Here is a 16,561-nt window from a genome sequence, read left to right on the forward strand (position 1 = left end):
TTTCATTTACGCGGTTGGGGAAAGTGTAGTGCAAAGCCACTACACTTCACGCCAGCCGTCGTGATTCGTAGTATATTGAGAATATTCTTTGTTAACAGGTGGCCTCCATGCCTTACTCCATCGGCGAATTTGCCCGACTATGCGGGATAAATGCGACCACGCTTCGCGCCTGGCAGCGCCGCTACGGCCTGCTTAAGCCGCTGCGCACCGATGGTGGACACCGTCTGTACAGCGATGACGACGTCCAGCAGGCGCTGAAGATCCTCGACTGGGTGAAAAAAGGGGTGCCGGTCAGCCAGGTGAAACCCCTGCTGTCGCGCCCCGGCGCGCGGCGCACCAATAACTGGCTGACGCTGCAGGAGACCATGCTGCAGCGACTGAAAGAGGGAAAAATCGAGTCTCTGCGCCAGCTGATCTACGACGCCGGGCGCGAATATCCGCGCCAGGAGCTGGTAACCGAGGTGCTGCGTCCGCTGCGCAGCCAGGTCTCCGCCAACGTGCCGGCCATCATGACGCTGCGCGAAATTCTCGACGGCATCATCATCGCCTATACCTCGTTTTGCCTCGAAGGCGACAAGAAGGCGCCCGGGGACAACTTTCTGATCACCGGCTGGCACCTGACCGACGCCTGCGAAATTTGGCTTGAGGCGCTCAAACGTACCGGCCAGGGCCATCGCATCGACGTCCTGCCGGTGCCTCCCGCCGCCCTGGCGCCGGAGATTTTCCCCCAGCGCAACTGGCTGCTGGTTACCAGCGGCAAACTTTCCGCCGCCCGCCAGAGGCAGGTCGAACTCTGGCAGCAGCAGGTCGTCTCCCTCGAGGTGATCCCGCTCTAACCCCCTGTTTTAACCTACATCCCCTCTCTGAGACGCCAGCGCCCGGTGGCGCGGCGGCCTCACGCTTGCCCTTTGCACCACCCGCGATTTTCACTCCTTAAAACACCAATCATAACAACATGATTTTTAACACAAATAAAATATATTTTTCTACAAACTTGGACAAATAATTTTATTTGTGTAAGTTTTAAGTATGCCATTACGCTACCGTATCTAGCCAGGATGTGATCCATGAGCACCTCGCCGTCCGTGATTCGTCGTTTCGTTGAGTACTACGCTGGGCTGGATGCACAGCCGCCCGCGGCGCTGGCCACGCTGTACCATCCGGACGCGACGCTGAGCGATCCTTTTGGTCAGCATCAGGGGCTGTTCGCCATTCAGCGCTACTTTACCCATCTGCTGGCCAACGTGGAGCAGTGCCGGTTCACCATCGACACGCCGCTTTGCGACGGCCAGCGGTTCGCCGTGACCTGGACCATGCACTGGTCGCATCCGCGCATTGCCGGTGGAGAAACTCTGGCCCTGCCGGGCTGCTCGGTGGTGGACATCGCCGGGGAGCAGGTTCTCCATCAGCGCGACTACTACGACGCCGGGGAGATGATCTACGAGCATCTTCCCCTGCTGGGCTGGGCGGTACGCGGCGTGAAGCGGAGGGTGCGCTCATGATGACGGTGCTCATCACCGGCGCCAGCTCCGGGATCGGCGCCGGCCTGGCGAAATCCTTCGCGGCGGATGGCCATCTGGTCATCGCCTGCGGGCGCGATGCGTCGCGCCTGGCAGCGCTCCAGCAGTTCAGCCCCAACATCAGCGTACGCCTGTTCGATATGACAGACAGGGACGCCTGTCGCCAGGCGCTGACGGGCTGTTTTGCCGACCTGATCATTCTCTGCGCCGGGACCTGCGAATACCTCGACCACGGACAGGTGGATGCCGCCCTCGTGGAGCGGGTGATGGCCACCAACTTCCTCGGGCCGGTGAACTGCCTGGCAGCGCTGCAGACGCAGCTGGAGGCAGGCGATCGGGTGGTGCTGGTCAGCTCCATGGCGCACTGGCTGCCCTTCCCGCGCGCGGAAGCCTATGGCGCCTCCAAGGCGGCGCTGAGCTGGTTTGCCAATAGCCTGCGTCTGGACTGGGAGCCGAAAGGGGTGGCCGTCACGGTGGTCTCTCCGGGCTTCGTCGACACCCCGCTGACGCGCCAAAACGACTTCGCCATGCCCGGCCGGGTGAGCGTGGATCGGGCGGTGGCGGCGATCCGCCACGGTCTGGCGAAGGGCAAAAACCACATCGCCTTCCCCACCGGTTTCAGCCTGGCCCTGCGGCTGCTGGCCAGTCTGCCATCGGGTATCCAGCGCCTACTGTTGCGCAGGATGGTGCGCTCATGAACATCGCCATCATCGGCAGCGGCATCGCCGGGTTGACCTGCGCCTGGCGACTGGCCGGACACCATCAGGTAACGCTGTTCGAAGCGGGCGCCACGCCGGGCGGCCACACCGCCACCGTGGATGTCGCCACGCCGCAGGGCACCTGGGCCATCGATACCGGATTTATCGTCTACAACGATCGCACCTATCCGCGCTTTATGGGCCTGCTCAGCGAGCTGGGGATCGGCAGGCAAAAAACGCAGATGAGCTTCTCGGTCCACAACCCGGCCAGCGGCCTGGAGTACAACGGCCACAGCCTGACCTCGCTCTTCGCCCAGCGGCGCAATCTGCTGAAGCCGGCCTTCTGGGGACTGCTGAGCGAGATCGTCCGCTTCAACCGCCTGGCGAAACTGGCGCTGACCGAGGCGCTGGATCCAGGCGCGACGCTGGAGAGCTTCCTCACCCGCCACCGCTTCAGCCCCTTCTTCGCCCGCCACTATATTCTGCCGATGGGGGCGGCCATCTGGTCGTCGTCGCTGCAGGAGATGCGCCGCTTCCCGCTGCCGCTGTTTTTGCGCTTCTTTGAAAACCACGGTCTGCTGGATATTCGCGATCGTCCGCAATGGTACGTGGTGCCCGGCGGTTCCCGGGAATACGTCCGCGCCCTGCTCGCCAGGCTCGGCGATCGCCTGGACCTGCGGCTCAACGCGCCGGTGCAGCAGGTGGAGCGCCACCCGGCGGGAGTTATCCTGCGGCTGGCGTCCGGGGAGGCGCATTTTGACCAGGTGATCTTCGCCTGCCACTCCGCGCAGGCGCTGGCGATGCTGGCGGCGCCCACCGACGCCGAGCGTGAGGTGCTGGGGGATATCGGCTGGCAGCGCAACGAGGTGGTGCTGCACAGCGATCCGCGCTGGCTGCCGGAGCGCCAGCGCGCCTGGGCCAGCTGGAACTATCGCCTGAGCGACGGGGATTTGGCCCGGGCCTGCGTCACCTACAACATGAATATTCTCCAGGGGCTGCCTGCGGGCGCCCCCCTGTTCTGCGTCACTCTGAACCCGGACGCGCCAGTGGACGATCGCTATGTCTGGCAGCGCTTCGTCTATGAGCATCCGCTGTTTAACCCGCAAAGCTGGTCGGCCCAGCTGCGGCGCGAAGAGATTAACGGCCAGCAGCGGAGCTGGTACTGCGGGGCCTACTGGTACAACGGCTTTCATGAGGACGGGGTGCGCAGTGCGCTCGACGTGGTGCAGGGCATCGCCGCGGCGGAGGACAACTGAAATGAACAGCTGCCTCTATCAGGGCGTCCTGCGCCACCGTCGCCTGCAGCCGAAGGCGCACCACTTCGTCTACCGCCTGTTTATGGCCTGGCTTGACCTCGACGAACTGGACAGGCTGCCTGAGGCGGGCATCCGCCGCAACCGCCTGGCCGCCGCCGCCTGGTACGACGCCGATTATCCGCTGGGCGCGCCGCTGAAGGCTCAGGCGCTGAACCGGCTGGAGAGCCTGACCGGCTGCCGCCCGGCGGGCCGCGTGATGCTCCTGACCCAGCTGCGCTACTTCGGCTTCCATTTTAATCCGGTCAACTTTTATTACTGCTATGACGAGGCCGACACCCTGCGCTGGGTGCTGGCCGAAGTGCGCAACACGCCGTGGAATGAGCGTCATTACTACGCGGTGGACGGCCAGCAGGCGCGCCCGCTGGAGAAAGCCTTTCACGTTTCGCCGTTTAACCCGATGGACATGGTCTATCACTGGCGCTTCAACGCGCCGGGCAAAACGCTGCACATGCACATTGAAAACCATCAGGCCAGCAAGGTGTTCGACGCCACGCTGGCCCTGAGCCGCGTGCCGTTAACCCGCGCCAACCTGCGCGGGCTGCTGCTGCGTCTGCCGATGATGACCCTGAAAACCGTCCTCGCCATCTACTGGCAGGCGCTGCGGCTGTGGCTGAAGCGCGTGCCGCTGTACAACCATCCTGTCAGCAGGAGTGAACGCTCATGACCGATCCCGTCTTTGCGCTTGAACCCGATGTGCCGCGCAACGTGCGGCTCGCGCGCTGGCTGCTCTTTCGTCTGTTGAGAGGCCTCCGCGAAGGCTCGCTCACCGTGCGCGAAGGGGCGCAGACGTTTCATTTTGGCGACCCCGCCGCCGCGCTGCGCGCCGAGGCGCGGGTCTGCACGCCGGAGGTGTACTGGCGTCTGCTGACCGGCGGCAGCCTGGCGGCGGCCGAGGCCTGGATGGACGGCGACTGGGAGAGCCACCAGCTGACGGCGCTGCTGCAGATCCTCGCGCGCAACGGCGAGGTGCTGGGGCGTCTGGAGCGCGGCTTTCGTCTGCTGGGCAAGCCCGTCGCCCGCCTGCGCCACTGGACCCGCCGCAACACCCGCGCCCAGGCGCGGGAGAACATCGCCGCCCATTACGACCTCGGCAACGAATTTTATGCCTACTTTCTGGATGACGACCTGCTCTACTCCAGCGCGCTGTTTACCGACGACCAGCAGGATCTGACCCAGGCCCAGCGGGCCAAGATGGCGCGCCTGTGCGACCAGCTGGCGCTCACTCCCGGCGATCATCTGCTTGAGATTGGCACCGGCTGGGGGGCGCTGGCCGAGTACGCCGCCCGCCATTACGGCTGCCGGGTCACCACCACCACCCTTTCCCGGGAGCAGCACCGCTGGGCTACCGAGCGCATGGCCCGCGCCGGGCTGCAGGATCGCGTCGAAGTGCTGCTCTGCGACTACCGCGATCTGCGCGGCGAGTACGACAAACTGGTGTCGGTGGAGATGATTGAGGCGGTGGGCCAGCGCTACCTCCCGGCCTTCTTCCGCACCTGTCAGGCGCGCCTGCGCCCGGGCGGCAGAATGGCCCTGCAGGCGATCACCATCCAGGATCAGCGCTATCGCGACTACAGCAAAAGCGTCGATTTTATCCAGCGCTACATCTTCCCCGGCGGCTTTTTGCCCAGCATCACGGCAATGAGCGAGCTGATGACCCGCCACACCGATTTTGTGGTGCGCAACCTGTTCGACATGGGCCCGGACTATGCCCGCACGCTGGCGCACTGGCGGCAGCGTTTTACCCACGCCTGGCAGGATATTGAAAAGCTCGGCTTCGATGAGCGCTTCCGCCGGATGTGGCTCTACTACTTCGGCTATTGCGAAGCCGGATTTAACGCCCGCACCATCAGCGTGGTGCAGCTCACCGCGGAGCGGGTATGACACGCCCGGCGCAGCACTTGCTGATGGCCCTCGCGTTCGATGTTTACTGGACGCTGGTGGTGATGTTGCGCGAGCGCGGCCTGCTGATCTGGCTGACGCTGGCCATCTTCGCCTGGCTGCGGTTGCCGGCGACCAGTCGTCCGCCCGCCCTGCTGCTGGCCGCGGCGGGCTGCGGGCTGGACGCCTGCTGGGCGCTGGCGGGGCTGATTGATTTTCGCGGCGACAGCCTGCTGCCCCTGTGGATGGTGGCCCTGTGGCTGATGTTCGCCGTCGTCTGGACCCGACTGACCCGCACCGCGACGCTTCCCGGCTGGGTGCTGGCCACGGCCGCCACCGTCGGCGGCCCGGTGGCCTACCTGATCGGCGCTCGCCTCGGAGCCATGACCCTGCTGGTGCCGACGGCGCTTGGCGTGGCCGCCATGGCCTGCGGCTGGCTGGTACTCATGCTGTTATTCCATCTGGGGATGGGGAGGCAAAAATGAGATTCGCCCTGTTACTGCTGTGGCTGACCATCCTCGCCCCGGCGGCCCACGCCGCCGACTGGCTGACGTGGCGCCGCGTCGGCGAGGCGACCCTCACCTGGGGGCCGTTCACCGTCTATCACTCGCAGCTGCGTACGCCCAATGGCCGGTATGACGGCCCGCAGCAGGATCGGGCGCTGATCATCACCTACCGGCGCGACATCGATCGCGAGGCGCTGGTGGAGGCCACCTGCGACCAGTGGCAGGCGCAGGGTATTCTGCAGCAGGAACCGCGCAGCGAAGCCTGGCTACGCATGCTGCAGGGGATCTGGCCGGACGTCGCGCCGGGCAGCCAGCTGGCGTTCGTGGTCAGCGGCGGCGAGGGGCAGTTCTGGTACCGCGCCAGCGCCGCGCAGACCGCCTTTACCCCGCTCGGCCCGCGCCAGTCGGCGGCGTTCAGCACCCGCTTTCTCGCCATCTGGCTCGATCCGCGCACCACTTATCCCGAACTGCGTCAGCAGTTGATCGGAGGTACACCATGAAACGCATTCTGACCCTTGGCCTGGCGCTGCTGATGCTGATCCTCGCCGGCTGCAGCACCGAGGTCACGGAGTACCGGCAGCAGCAGCCCGCCCTCGACATCTTTCACTATTTTCAGGGGCGAACCGAGGCGTGGGGGATGGTGCAGGATCGCAGCGGCAAGCAGCTGCGCCGCTTCCATGTTGAGATCGATGGCGACGTCGTCGGCGACACCCTGACCCTCCATGAGCGCTTTGTCTATGACGACGGCGAGAAGCAGCAGCGGATATGGCGCATTCGCCGCACCGGCGATAACCGTTATCAGGGCACCGCCGGGGATATCGAAGGCGTGGCCAGCGGCCAGGCGGCAGGCAATGCCTTTCACTGGCGCTACAGCATGAACGTCGAGGCCAGCGGCAGCCGGTGGCTGCTGCACTTTGACGACTGGATGTTCCTGCAGGACGGCAGCCATTTATTTAACAAAACCGAGATGAAGAAATTCGGCATTACGGTCGCCACCGTGACCCTTTTCTTTACCCGAACCACAGCAGAAGAGAGGACAGCGCCATGAACACGCAACCTGTCATTGGGATCAGCGGATGTTTAACCGGCTCAGCCGTGCGATTCGACGGCGGGCATAAGCGTATGGGCTTTGTAATGGATGAGCTCGCGCAGTGGGTGGCGTTTAAACCCGTCTGCCCGGAGATGGCGATCGGCCTGCCCGTTCCCCGCCCGGCGCTCCGCCTGGTGCAGACCCCGGCCGGGGAGATCCGCATGCGCTTCAGCCACGCCCCGCACGAGGATGTGACGGAGAAGATGGCTGATTTCGCCAGCGCCCACCTCGCAACCCTGAGCGAGCTGTCGGGCTTTATCGTCTGTGCCAAATCGCCGAGCTGCGGAATGGAGCGCGTGCGATTGTACGATGAAAAAGGCAATCGCGGGCGTAAGGAAGGCGTGGGGCTGTTTACCGGCGCCCTGATGGCGCGCTACCCGTGGCTGCCGGTGGAAGAGGATGGCCGGCTACACGATCCGCTGCTGCGGGAGAATTTTGTCGAGCGCGTTTTCGCCCTGCATGAACTCAACGCCCTGCGCGCCCGCGGCCTGACCCGTCACGGCCTGCTGGCCTTTCACAGCCGCTACAAGCTGCAGCTGCTGGCTCACCACCAGGCGGGCTACCGGGAGATCGGCCCGTTCGTCGCCTCGCTGCATGAATGGGAGGATCTGGAGGCTTTCTTCGAGGTTTACCGCGAGAAGCTGATGGCGATCCTCAAGCGGCCCGCCTCGCGGAAGAACCACACCAACGTGCTGATGCATATTCAGGGTTATTTCCGCGACCAGCTGAACAGCCGCCAGCGCGGCGAGCTGCGGGAGGTGATCCTCAACTATCGCGCCGGGCTGCTGCCGATCCTCGCCCCGCTGACGCTGCTTAAGCACTATCTGGCCGAGTATCCGGATCGCTACCTGCAGGCGCAGAACTATTTTGACCCCTACCCGCAGGATCTGGCCCTGCGCCTGACGGTGAACTGAGGGAGTTGGCCTGAACCAGCTGCCCGGCGGCGCTGCGCTTGCCGGGCCTACGGGGAAGGAGGTTTTCTGTAGGCCGGATAAGGCATTTATGCCGCCATCCGGCACTACCGCAGGTATGGAGCCTGACCGCCCGGCGGCGCTGCGCTTGCGCGGGCCTGGGGGGGAGCCCGCAGGAAGGAACGTAGGCCGGATAAGGCATTTATACCGCCATCCGGCATAAATGGAGCGCATCAGTCGTAGCCCGGCTAAGCGTAGCGCCAGCCGGGAACGCTCCTTCGACAACGCTATCGCATCAGAACCACGCCTCAAACATTCCGCCGACGTTCAGCGAATCCAGCTGCTGGTCCTGGGTGCCGTTTACCTTCGCGGTGTGCTCGTTATCCACCTGGCCGCCGGTCACGTAGAAGCGCAGCATCGGGCGGAACTCCGGCCCCATGCCGATGGCGATGTTCTGCGACAGCGTCAGCTTCCAGCCGTGGTTATCCCCGCCCTGGTCGTAATCCACGCGCTGGTAGCCCGCTTCCAGCCAGGTGGAGTGCACGTCGTTCCAGAAGTACATCGGCCGGACGATGGCGCCGTAGTTTTTGCGGTTGTCGGTGTTGTCCTTGCCGTTGTCGTAGTCGTGGAAGGCCAGCAGATATTCCACCTGCGCCTGCTGGGTGAACTTATGGCTGCCCTCGAAGCTGGCGTAGACCGTGGTCAGGTCGTCGGTTTTGTTATAGACGCTGTTATCCGAGTTATCGGAGTAGCGCAGGATCACCTTGTTCACCCCGCTGTCGTTGGTGTGGCTCAGCACCAGGCCGCCCTGCCAGGCTTCGAGACGCGCGTCGCTGTCCACCGCCTTTGAGTCAAAGCCGTAGTTGGCGTACACCTCGACGTCGATCGGCCCGGCCTTGATGTTGTGGGTTTTGGTGGTCAGCGCGTAGTGGCCGTTGTCGCCGGTGTCGGAGCTGCCGGTACAGGTGATGCGCGATGGGTTGGTCTCGTCGGCCATCACTTCCGGACTACAGGATTTCACCTGCGAGACCGCCGCCACGTCGAACTGCACGCCGCCGATATCAAAGTTCTTCACCCCGGCGCCCTGGCCGTCGTGGTTCATCCAGAAGTAGTCGTTGATCCCCTGTTGCGGACGCTGGTGGAAGTCGCGGCCGGCCCAGATATAGGCGTTGGGGTTGGATTCCAGCACGTTGGTGACCCCGACGTAGGCCTTCTTCAGGTTAACTTCGTCGCTCCAGTGGTCGAACATCACGTTGAGATCCCAGATAGCCCCCTGCGCGCTTTTGAAGGCCTTGCTGATCTGGAATTCGCCGCCGTTGCTTTCGTTGCCCAGACGGCCGATCGCCGAGGCGCCGTTATAGGAGCCGTCGACGCCGACATATTTCTGGTCGCCGGTCTGGAAGTGAGCGCCATAGCGGGCATAGCCGCTGAACTTGAGGCCGAACGGAATGGCCATATCCGGCGAGGCGGCGGTGGTCTGCGGGTTGGTGATCACGTCGACCTTTTTGTCGGCCGCGGCGTCGATTTTCGCCTGGCGGTCGGCCAGCGCTTTATCAACGGCTTTGGCGACGATGGCGTCGATCTGTTCCTGAGTAAATTCTTGCGCCATTACAGAGGTAAGCGGAAAAAACGCGGCGATAACCGCCATGGTTAATGGAAGCTTTTTTATCATTGTCATGAGTTTCTCAATATAGGTTAATTTTATTCAGACAATAACCAGCCTATTCTGAGCTGACAGAATATGTCGCTATCATCAGAACAAGTTATTTTTTATTTTGTACGGTCACAGAGGCGTTACACAATTATCGTTACCCTTCCTCCTTCGCTGATATTAAACAGGTGGTCTTTCGCCACTGACAAAAAAAACACAGCACGAACCAATAAACGCTATTTCCCGGCAGCGGATAGACGGCGCAATACATGCCCCCGCAGGGGCATGTCAGCAAAAATTAACCAAAGATATAGGTATTGACGAGATTTTCGAGTAATTCCTGACGCCCGCTCTGAGGCTGCGGATTCAGATTATGCTGCTCAGCGTATCGGGCAATATTATCCAGCGACATCTGCCCGGTCATAATTTTCTGCCCCAGCTCGCCCTGCCAGCCGGCATAGCGTTTTGCCAGACCCTGATCGAGCTTGCCATCCTCAATCATGCGCGCGGCCAGCTTGAGGGACAGCGCCATTACGTCCATGGCGCCAATATGGCCATAGAACATGTCGTATTTGTCGGTGCTCTGCCGACGAACTTTGGCGTCAAAGTTCAGGCCGCCGGTGGTGAATCCCCCGGCTTTGAGGATCTCATACATCACCAGGGTATTTTCTTCCACGCTGTTCGGGAACTGATCGGTATCCCAGCCGAGCTGCGCATCGCCGCGGTTGGCATCAACGGAGCCGAAAATGCCCAGCGCGATGGCGCTGGCGATTTCATGGTGGAAAGAGTGCCCCGCCAGAGTGGCGTGGTTGGCTTCAATGTTCACCTTGATCTCATTTTCCAGACCAAACTGCTTCAGGAAGCCATACACCGTCGCGACATCGTAATCGTAATGATGCTTAGTGGGCTCCTGCGGTTTCGGCTCGATAAGCAGCGCGCCGCCAAAGCCAATCTTATGCTTGTGCTCCACCACCATCTGCAGGAAGCGGCCAATCTGCTCACGCTCCTGACGCAGGTCGGTATTCAGCAGGGACTCGTAACCTTCGCGGCCGCCCCACAGAACATAGTTTTCGCCGCCGAGCTGGTGGGTAGCGTTCATGGCGGTCACCACCTGCGTGGCCGCCCAGGCAAACACCTCCGGATCGGGGTTGGTCGCCGCTCCGGCGCCGTAGCGCGGGTGGGTAAAGCAGTTGGCGGTGCCCCACAGCAGTTTCACGCCGGTTTGCTGCTGTTTCTCCGCCAGCACCTCGGTCATGATGGCGAAATTATGCAAATACTCTTTCAGCGACGCGCCTTCTGGCGAGACGTCGACATCATGGAAGCAGTAATACGGCACGTTGAGCTTGTAGAAAAATTCAAACGCCACGTCCGCTTTGCGTTTGGCCATTTCCAGCGCATCGCCCGCGGCCTGCCAGGGACGCTCAAACGAGCCGGCGCCAAACATATCCGCGCCATTCCAGCAGAAATTATGCCAATAACAGGCGGCAAAACGCAGATGATCGGCCATGCGTTTTCCCAGCACGATTTCATCCGGATTATAGTGGCGAAACGCCAGCGGATTATCGGTTTTGGGTCCGGCAAAGCGAACGCGATCAACCTGGTCGAAATAGGTTTGCATGATGAACTCCGAAATTGAGAAACAGGAAAATTAACAACTGTGACACATCGTGTATTCTCATCGTCGGTTGCTCAATTACGTTATTTCACTCGGCGATTGAGAAAATGCTCAAATGTGAGCCATCTCGCAAATAAAACTATTTTAAATATCTCGCTTCGCGCGCGTATAGCGTACAATTCCTGGGGAATTCAGGTATCCATACCAAATTAAAATGCCGGTTTTGTCGCAATGCCTGCCTGCCCAAAAATTAGCGGCGGATAACGGTTCAACGCAGGCGATACAGGCCTTTGCTTCGAGGATCACAGAAGTAAAAAAACATAATTACGTAATTTAAAAACGTAATAGATTCTTCCAGGTCAACTGTGTCAGAAAGTGTTTCACCTACACAAAACAAACCGGAGTCTGCTTAGAATGAGTAAAAACATAATGCACAGTCGGCATGATGAATATCATAAATTAACCCGTGGAGAACGAATTGGTTATGGCATGGGCGACTTTGCGCAAAACCTTGTTTTCGGCACAATTGGGGGTTTTCTGGCTTTGCATATGCTGACGGTAAATACCATCAGCACGGCAACGGCAGGCTTTATTTTTCTTTTTGTCCGTATCATTAATGTGTTTTGGGATCCGATGGTCGGAACCTACGTGGATAAACGAACCTCGAAAGCAGGGAAATATCGTCCGTGGCTGTTACGAGCCGGCGTGCCGCTGGTGATCCTGTCGGCATTACTGTTCGCGCCAATCCCAGGGGTGAAAGGTTCGGTGGCTTTCGCCTTTATTATTTATCTGGCGCTGGACCTGGTTTATTCCTTAGTCAATATTCCCTATGGCTCGCTGAATGCGTCGCTGACCCGCGACCCGGAATCGATCGATAAGCTGACCAGTACCCGCATGATGCTGGCCAACAGCGCCAACCTGCTGGTCTATACCCTGTTCCCGATGTTTGTGCAGATGGCGGCGCCGAAAGATCGCAGCCTGAAAGACACCGGCTTTTTTGGCCTTGAGCTGAATCTCGGCAACTATACCGATCCGTCGGCGAACTACGCCTGGTTCGGCGTGTACGCCATCTATATGATCATCGGCGCGGTGGCCCTGTTTATCTGCTACAAATGCACCAAAGAACGCGTTGTCGCGACCGCCGAGCAGACCGCCAACGTCAAAACTACCGACCTTTTCCACGAGCTCAGACATAACCGTCCGCTGGTTATTCTCGGCATGTTCTTTATGCTGGCCTTTACCTTCATGTTCTTCATGAACACCGTTAACGGCTTCTTCAACCAGTTCGTCGTCGGCCACTCCGAATGGATGGGCGCCGTGGGCCTCGTCGCGTCTATTCCCGGCATCGCCTTCCCGGTGTTCTGGCCGAAACTGAAAAAAATCTTTGGTAAAAAAGGCTTCTTCCATCTGTTCCTCGCCATGTTCATCGTCGGCGAACTGCTGACCTACGTCTGGTCCCGCGAAGGGATGCACGACGCCCTGTGGCTGGCCTACATCGCCACCTTTATTAAACAGTGGGGCTTAACCTCCGCCACCGGCTTTATGTGGGCGCTGGTACCGGAAGTTATCGCGTACGGCGAATTAAAATCGGGCAAACGCAATGCCGCCATTATCAATGCCATTATGGGACTCTTCTTCAAGATCGGCTTCACCATCGGCGGCGCGATCCCGCTGTGGCTGCTGGCGGTGTATGGATTTAATGAAAGCGGCGCCGTGCAGAGCGCCAGCGCCATCGATGGGATCATTATGACCGCGGTGTGGATCCCAATCGCGCTGGCCGCTATTTCGATGGTGATCATGCAGGTTTATCCGATCTCCGATAAACATGTTACCGACATCAACCGTCAGCTGGATGAGATCCGCGTGTAGTTAAAAAAATTATAAATCAGACCGATCCTTAACTTTCCATTTTAAAAGGTGTAATGAAATGTCACTTATTCAAAACCCGATATTACGCGGCTTTAATGCCGACCCCAGTATTATTCGCGTCGAGGATACGTACTATATTGCCAACTCGACGTTTGAGTGGTTCCCGGGCGTGCGTTTACATGAGTCCAAAGACCTGAAAAACTGGAACCTGCTGCCTTCGCCGCTCTCCACCACCACCCTGCTGGATATGAAGGGCAACCCCTCCTCCGGCGGCATTTGGGCGCCGGCGCTCTCCTGGGCCGACGGGCAATTCTGGTTGGTGTATACCGATGTGAAGGTCACCGAAGGCGCCTTTAAAGACATGACCAACTACCTGACCACGGCGAAGGATATTCGGGGCCCGTGGAGCGACCCGATCAAGCTGAACGGCGTCGGGTTTGACGCCTCGCTGTTCCATGACGACGATGGCCGGAAATATATCGTCCAGCAAACCTGGGATCACCGGGAGTACCATCACCCCTTCGATGGCATTACCTTAACGGAGCTGGATACCAAGACGCTGAAGTTAATGCCGGAAACCGCGCGCACCATCTACCGCGGCACCGCCGTGGCGCTGGTCGAGGGGCCGCACCTCTATAAACTGAACGGCTACTACTATCTGTTTGCCGCCCAGGGCGGCACCGTGTTTACCCACCAGGAGGTGGTGGCGCGGTCGAAAACCCTCGAGGCCGACAGCTTCGAAACTGAGCCGGGCGACGTGTTCTTAACCAACGTCGACACCCCGGACAGCTACATCCAGAAACAGGGCCATGGCGCGCTGGTCTCCACCCCGGAAGGCGAATGGTATTACGCCTCGCTCTGCGCCCGGCCGTGGAATCGCCCGGGGGAATCCATCTACGATCCGCGCGGCTGGTCAACCCTCGGCCGGGAAACCGCGATCCAGAAAGTGTACTGGGACGACGAAGGCTGGCCGCGTATTGTAGGTGGTCACGGCGGGAAAACCTTCGTCGAAGGGCCGAAAGACGCCATCTTCACCGAAAGCGCCAGCGATAATAGCCAGCAGGATGACTTTACCTCGCCAGCACTCGACCCGAACTGGAATACCCTGCGGGTGCCGTTTACGGCCAAAATGGGCACCACCGGCAACGGCAAATTAACCTTAATCGGCCAGGGTTCGTTAGCCAATACGCATGACCTGTCGCTGATTACCCGCCGCTGGCAGGCCTTCTATTTTGACGCCGCGGTGAAGGTGAAATTCGAGCCCTTCAGCTATCAGCAGATGGCCGGATTAACGAATTACTATAACGACCGCCACTGGAGCTTCGTGTTCCTGACCTGGAATGAAATTAACGGCAAGGTCATCGAAGTTGGCGAAAATAACCGCGGAAAATACACGTCGTACCTGAAAGATAACGCCATCAAGGTGCCGGACGGCGTGGAATACGTCTGGTTCCGGACCAAGGTCCGCAAGCAGACCTACAGCTATGAATACAGCTTCGATGGCGTGTCGTTCACCGAGATCCCGGTCCAGCTGGATGCCGCGGTACTGTCCGATGACTATGTATTGCAGAGCTACGGCGGGTTCTTTACCGGGGCGTTCGTCGGCCTGGCGGCGGTAGACTACGCCGGGTACGGCACCCAGGCTGAGTTTTATCAGTTCGAGTATCAGGAGCTGGGCGATGCGTTAGCGGCCGATGGGAGCTACAGCTGGGAGGCTGGCGAGACGCGGGATAAGTAAGAGAGTGTGAGCCCACGCTACCGGTAAGGTAGCGTGGGGTTTGTGCTGTGTGTGATGTAATTAAAGCGAGCGCTGTAGGATGTCAGTCTGCGGGGCGCAGCCGGGCCTTCAGCTCTTCGGGAGTAAACGGCGGATCTCGCCGGTGCAGCATTGCATGGCAATTGGGACATACCGGGATCAGATCGGTTTCAGGGTTCAGACGGTAGTCCTGCTTGATCCCGGCCAGCGGAATGAGATGGTGGATATGGATAAAACCCTGGCCGATTTCGCCATAGCGGCTGGCCATATCCAGACCGCATACCTGACACCGGCAGCCATGCAGGCGAAGCGCCGCCTGACGAGCCTGACGGTCGCGCTCATAGCGATTGACCACCACCTGCATCGCCGCCCCTTCCACGAACTCCATAGTCGTCTGTCCCTCATCGGGGAAAAGCGCAACCTCGTCATCGCCAGCGCCCTGCGACGCGATCGTAAATCCTTGATCCAGTAACAGACGCACGCATTTGGATTTAATCCCTCCGCTGAAATCCGTCGGGGTAAATTCCGTGCCTGTCGCAAGCGTGGCCGCTAACCCGACGATGGCTTTTGAAGGATACCGACGCCCCTCAAACTCGATCTCATACAGACGCGCGCTTTTAAACTGATGCGCAACGCCTGCATCGTAAGCGCGAATGGCGGCGATGATGCATTCCCTGGATAAATGGTCCGGTAGTTTTTTCATAAGACATAGCTATCTGATGGCGCGAAGCTTGAGTATAAATAGAAAGCTATGGGCTTTTCGAACAAATAACTAGCAGTGATAGTTAAATCGCGATCCACGTAGAATCGCCGCATCTGGTGGGTTGATCGGCAAGGATTTTGCGAGCATTATCGCATTTATTATTGAACGCAAGATCATTCGGCTGTTTTGCGCAGGGGATTAGTTACCAGGACATTAGCCGAGAGTTCGAAGATTTATATGCATTCAGCATGTCAACCGCCACCATCAGTGTAGTACGATAAAGTTATCCCTGAACTAAAACAGTGGCAACAGCACCCGCTGGAAAAGGTTTACCCCTTCGTCTGGCTGAACGTATTCACTATAAAGTCCGTGAGAATGGCCGTTATCAGAGCAAAACGGTTTATACCGTTATGGCGCTGAATCTGGCAGGCAAGAAAGAAACTCTGGGCCGGTATCTATCAGAAAGTAAAGGCGCTAACTTCTGGCTGTCTATATTAAGCGACCTGCAAAACTGGGGCATTGAAGACATCCTGATCGCCTGCGTGGGCGGGCTGACCGGCTTCCCGGAGGCGATAAACAACATTTATCCGCAGACAGAGGTTCAGTTGTGCGTCATTCACCAAATCAGTAACTCGATTAAATACGTGGCCTCAAATGACCATAAAGCTTTTATGGCTGATCTGAAACCGGTATATCGCGCGGGGTCGAAAGAAGCCGCAGAAACGGTGCTGGATGAGCTGGAAGCGAAATGGGATCAGCAGTATCCAGTGTTGCTCAAGTCGTGACGACGCAAGTGGGAAAATCTGTCAGCATACAATAGAATTTAAGAAACACGGAGTCAGTAAAATACTGTACGTGAAAAGTGATGCGGAAAGTTAAAACCTCGGTGCAACGACTAAACTCATTGATAAGTTTTTTACTGCGATAATCGATAGTTTTGCAGACTATAGGCGTGCGAATGAATAGTCACCTAAAGGCTGGCAGGCAATAATTAACAATGCTGTAACAGTTATATGGCTTTCAGGCAGCGTATTATTATACGCTGCCT

General features: G+C 59.2%; 15 protein-coding genes and 1 pseudogene. 13 read left to right on the top strand and 3 right to left on the bottom strand.

What is annotated here, in order from left to right:
- Positions 1–107 precede the first annotated feature (107 nt).
- The 10 genes from DR88_RS24750 to DR88_RS24705 all read left to right on the top strand — a co-directional run bounded on the left by DR88_RS24750 (position 108) and on the right by DR88_RS24705 (position 7,922).
- Positions 108–836 (top strand): MerR family transcriptional regulator, encoded by a 729-nt coding sequence (locus DR88_RS24750; protein ID WP_002887258.1) that lies wholly within the window; start codon positions 108–110, stop codon positions 834–836.
- Positions 837–1,067: 231 nt separating this feature from the next.
- Positions 1,068–1,502, top strand: coding sequence for a nuclear transport factor 2 family protein (locus DR88_RS24745; RefSeq protein WP_002887256.1), 435 nt, complete (start codon positions 1,068–1,070; stop codon positions 1,500–1,502).
- A complete protein-coding gene (locus tag DR88_RS24740) occupies positions 1,499–2,218 on the top strand; it encodes an SDR family NAD(P)-dependent oxidoreductase (RefSeq protein WP_025862172.1) in 720 nt (239 codons plus the stop codon). The genes DR88_RS24745 and DR88_RS24740 overlap by 4 nt, the downstream gene beginning before the upstream one ends.
- Positions 2,215–3,474, top strand: a complete 1,260-nt coding sequence (locus tag DR88_RS24735; protein ID WP_004146884.1) for an NAD(P)/FAD-dependent oxidoreductase — start codon at positions 2,215–2,217, stop codon at positions 3,472–3,474. Before DR88_RS24740 ends, DR88_RS24735 begins: the two co-directional genes overlap by 4 nt.
- Before the next feature lies 1 nt (position 3,475).
- Entirely contained in the window at positions 3,476–4,198 is a 723-nt protein-coding gene (locus tag DR88_RS24730) for a DUF1365 domain-containing protein (protein ID WP_004888758.1), read from the top strand.
- Positions 4,195–5,415, top strand: a complete 1,221-nt coding sequence (locus tag DR88_RS24725; RefSeq protein ID WP_004146881.1) for an SAM-dependent methyltransferase — start codon at positions 4,195–4,197, stop codon at positions 5,413–5,415. Before DR88_RS24730 ends, DR88_RS24725 begins: the two co-directional genes overlap by 4 nt.
- A complete protein-coding gene (locus tag DR88_RS24720) occupies positions 5,412–5,897 on the top strand; it encodes a DUF2878 domain-containing protein (protein WP_032443760.1) in 486 nt (161 codons plus the stop codon). Before DR88_RS24725 ends, DR88_RS24720 begins: the two co-directional genes overlap by 4 nt.
- Positions 5,894–6,418: a hypothetical protein gene (locus tag DR88_RS24715; RefSeq protein WP_032443761.1), complete on the top strand. Its 525-nt coding sequence runs from the start codon at positions 5,894–5,896 to the stop codon at positions 6,416–6,418. The genes DR88_RS24720 and DR88_RS24715 overlap by 4 nt, the downstream gene beginning before the upstream one ends.
- Positions 6,415–6,966 carry a DUF3833 domain-containing protein gene (locus DR88_RS24710; RefSeq protein WP_015959356.1) on the top strand — a complete coding sequence of 184 codons (552 nt, stop codon included), beginning with the start codon at positions 6,415–6,417 and terminating at the stop codon, positions 6,964–6,966. Before DR88_RS24715 ends, DR88_RS24710 begins: the two co-directional genes overlap by 4 nt.
- Complete coding sequence (locus DR88_RS24705) at positions 6,963–7,922, top strand: YbgA family protein (RefSeq protein WP_004146877.1); 960 nt, start codon at positions 6,963–6,965, stop codon at positions 7,920–7,922. Before DR88_RS24710 ends, DR88_RS24705 begins: the two co-directional genes overlap by 4 nt.
- Before the next feature lie 292 nt (positions 7,923–8,214).
- On the opposite strand, the gene DR88_RS24700 is transcribed toward DR88_RS24705, so the two are convergent.
- Positions 8,215–9,597 carry a carbohydrate porin gene (locus DR88_RS24700; RefSeq protein ID WP_004146875.1) on the bottom strand — a complete coding sequence of 461 codons (1,383 nt, stop codon included), beginning with the start codon at positions 9,595–9,597 and terminating at the stop codon, positions 8,215–8,217.
- A 271-nt stretch (positions 9,598–9,868) separates the two neighbouring features.
- Positions 9,869–11,188: a xylose isomerase gene (gene xylA, locus DR88_RS24695; protein ID WP_025862191.1), complete on the bottom strand. Its 1,320-nt coding sequence runs from the start codon at positions 11,186–11,188 to the stop codon at positions 9,869–9,871.
- A gap of 426 nt (positions 11,189–11,614) precedes the next feature.
- Here xylA and DR88_RS24690 point away from each other — a divergent pair, with 426 nt between their 5' ends.
- Positions 11,615–13,054: an MFS transporter gene (locus DR88_RS24690; RefSeq protein WP_004153321.1), complete on the top strand. Its 1,440-nt coding sequence runs from the start codon at positions 11,615–11,617 to the stop codon at positions 13,052–13,054.
- Between the two features lie 58 nt (positions 13,055–13,112).
- Entirely contained in the window at positions 13,113–14,792 is a 1,680-nt protein-coding gene (locus DR88_RS24685) for a glycoside hydrolase family 43 protein (protein WP_004146866.1), read from the top strand.
- A gap of 82 nt (positions 14,793–14,874) precedes the next feature.
- Here DR88_RS24685 and DR88_RS24680 read toward each other — a convergent pair whose 3' ends face one another.
- Positions 14,875–15,513, bottom strand: a complete 639-nt coding sequence (locus tag DR88_RS24680; protein ID WP_004192249.1) for an HNH endonuclease — start codon at positions 15,511–15,513, stop codon at positions 14,875–14,877.
- 160 nt (positions 15,514–15,673) lie between these two features.
- Between DR88_RS24680 and DR88_RS24675 the strand changes: the two are divergent.
- Positions 15,674–16,389, top strand: a pseudogene (locus DR88_RS24675) (IS256 family transposase); the annotation flags it as partial.
- Positions 16,390–16,561 lie beyond the last annotated feature (172 nt).

The organism is Klebsiella pneumoniae (assembly GCF_000742135.1).
Taxonomy (GTDB): Bacteria; Pseudomonadota; Gammaproteobacteria; order Enterobacterales; family Enterobacteriaceae; genus Klebsiella; species Klebsiella pneumoniae.

Excerpts from the sequence above, each read along its gene's own strand:
- DR88_RS24710 (WP_015959356.1), top strand. The coding sequence starts at position 6,415 with ATGAAACGCATTCTGACCCTTGGCCTGGCGCTGCTGATGCTGATCCTC.
- DR88_RS24705 (WP_004146877.1), top strand. The coding sequence starts at position 6,963 with ATGAACACGCAACCTGTCATTGGGATCAGCGGATGTTTAACCGGCTCA.
- DR88_RS24685 (WP_004146866.1), top strand. The coding sequence starts at position 13,113 with ATGTCACTTATTCAAAACCCGATATTACGCGGCTTTAATGCCGACCCC.
- DR88_RS24745 (WP_002887256.1), top strand. The coding sequence starts at position 1,068 with ATGAGCACCTCGCCGTCCGTGATTCGTCGTTTCGTTGAGTACTACGCT.
- xylA (WP_025862191.1), bottom strand. The coding sequence starts at position 11,188 with ATGCAAACCTATTTCGACCAGGTTGATCGCGTTCGCTTTGCCGGACCC.
- DR88_RS24735 (WP_004146884.1), top strand. The coding sequence starts at position 2,215 with ATGAACATCGCCATCATCGGCAGCGGCATCGCCGGGTTGACCTGCGCC.
- DR88_RS24740 (WP_025862172.1), top strand. The coding sequence starts at position 1,499 with ATGATGACGGTGCTCATCACCGGCGCCAGCTCCGGGATCGGCGCCGGC.
- DR88_RS24700 (WP_004146875.1), bottom strand. The coding sequence starts at position 9,597 with ATGACAATGATAAAAAAGCTTCCATTAACCATGGCGGTTATCGCCGCG.
- DR88_RS24715 (WP_032443761.1), top strand. The coding sequence starts at position 5,894 with ATGAGATTCGCCCTGTTACTGCTGTGGCTGACCATCCTCGCCCCGGCG.
- DR88_RS24680 (WP_004192249.1), bottom strand. The coding sequence starts at position 15,513 with ATGAAAAAACTACCGGACCATTTATCCAGGGAATGCATCATCGCCGCC.
- DR88_RS24725 (WP_004146881.1), top strand. The coding sequence starts at position 4,195 with ATGACCGATCCCGTCTTTGCGCTTGAACCCGATGTGCCGCGCAACGTG.
- DR88_RS24750 (WP_002887258.1), top strand. The coding sequence starts at position 108 with ATGCCTTACTCCATCGGCGAATTTGCCCGACTATGCGGGATAAATGCG.
- DR88_RS24690 (WP_004153321.1), top strand. The coding sequence starts at position 11,615 with ATGCACAGTCGGCATGATGAATATCATAAATTAACCCGTGGAGAACGA.
- DR88_RS24720 (WP_032443760.1), top strand. The coding sequence starts at position 5,412 with ATGACACGCCCGGCGCAGCACTTGCTGATGGCCCTCGCGTTCGATGTT.
- DR88_RS24730 (WP_004888758.1), top strand. The coding sequence starts at position 3,476 with ATGAACAGCTGCCTCTATCAGGGCGTCCTGCGCCACCGTCGCCTGCAG.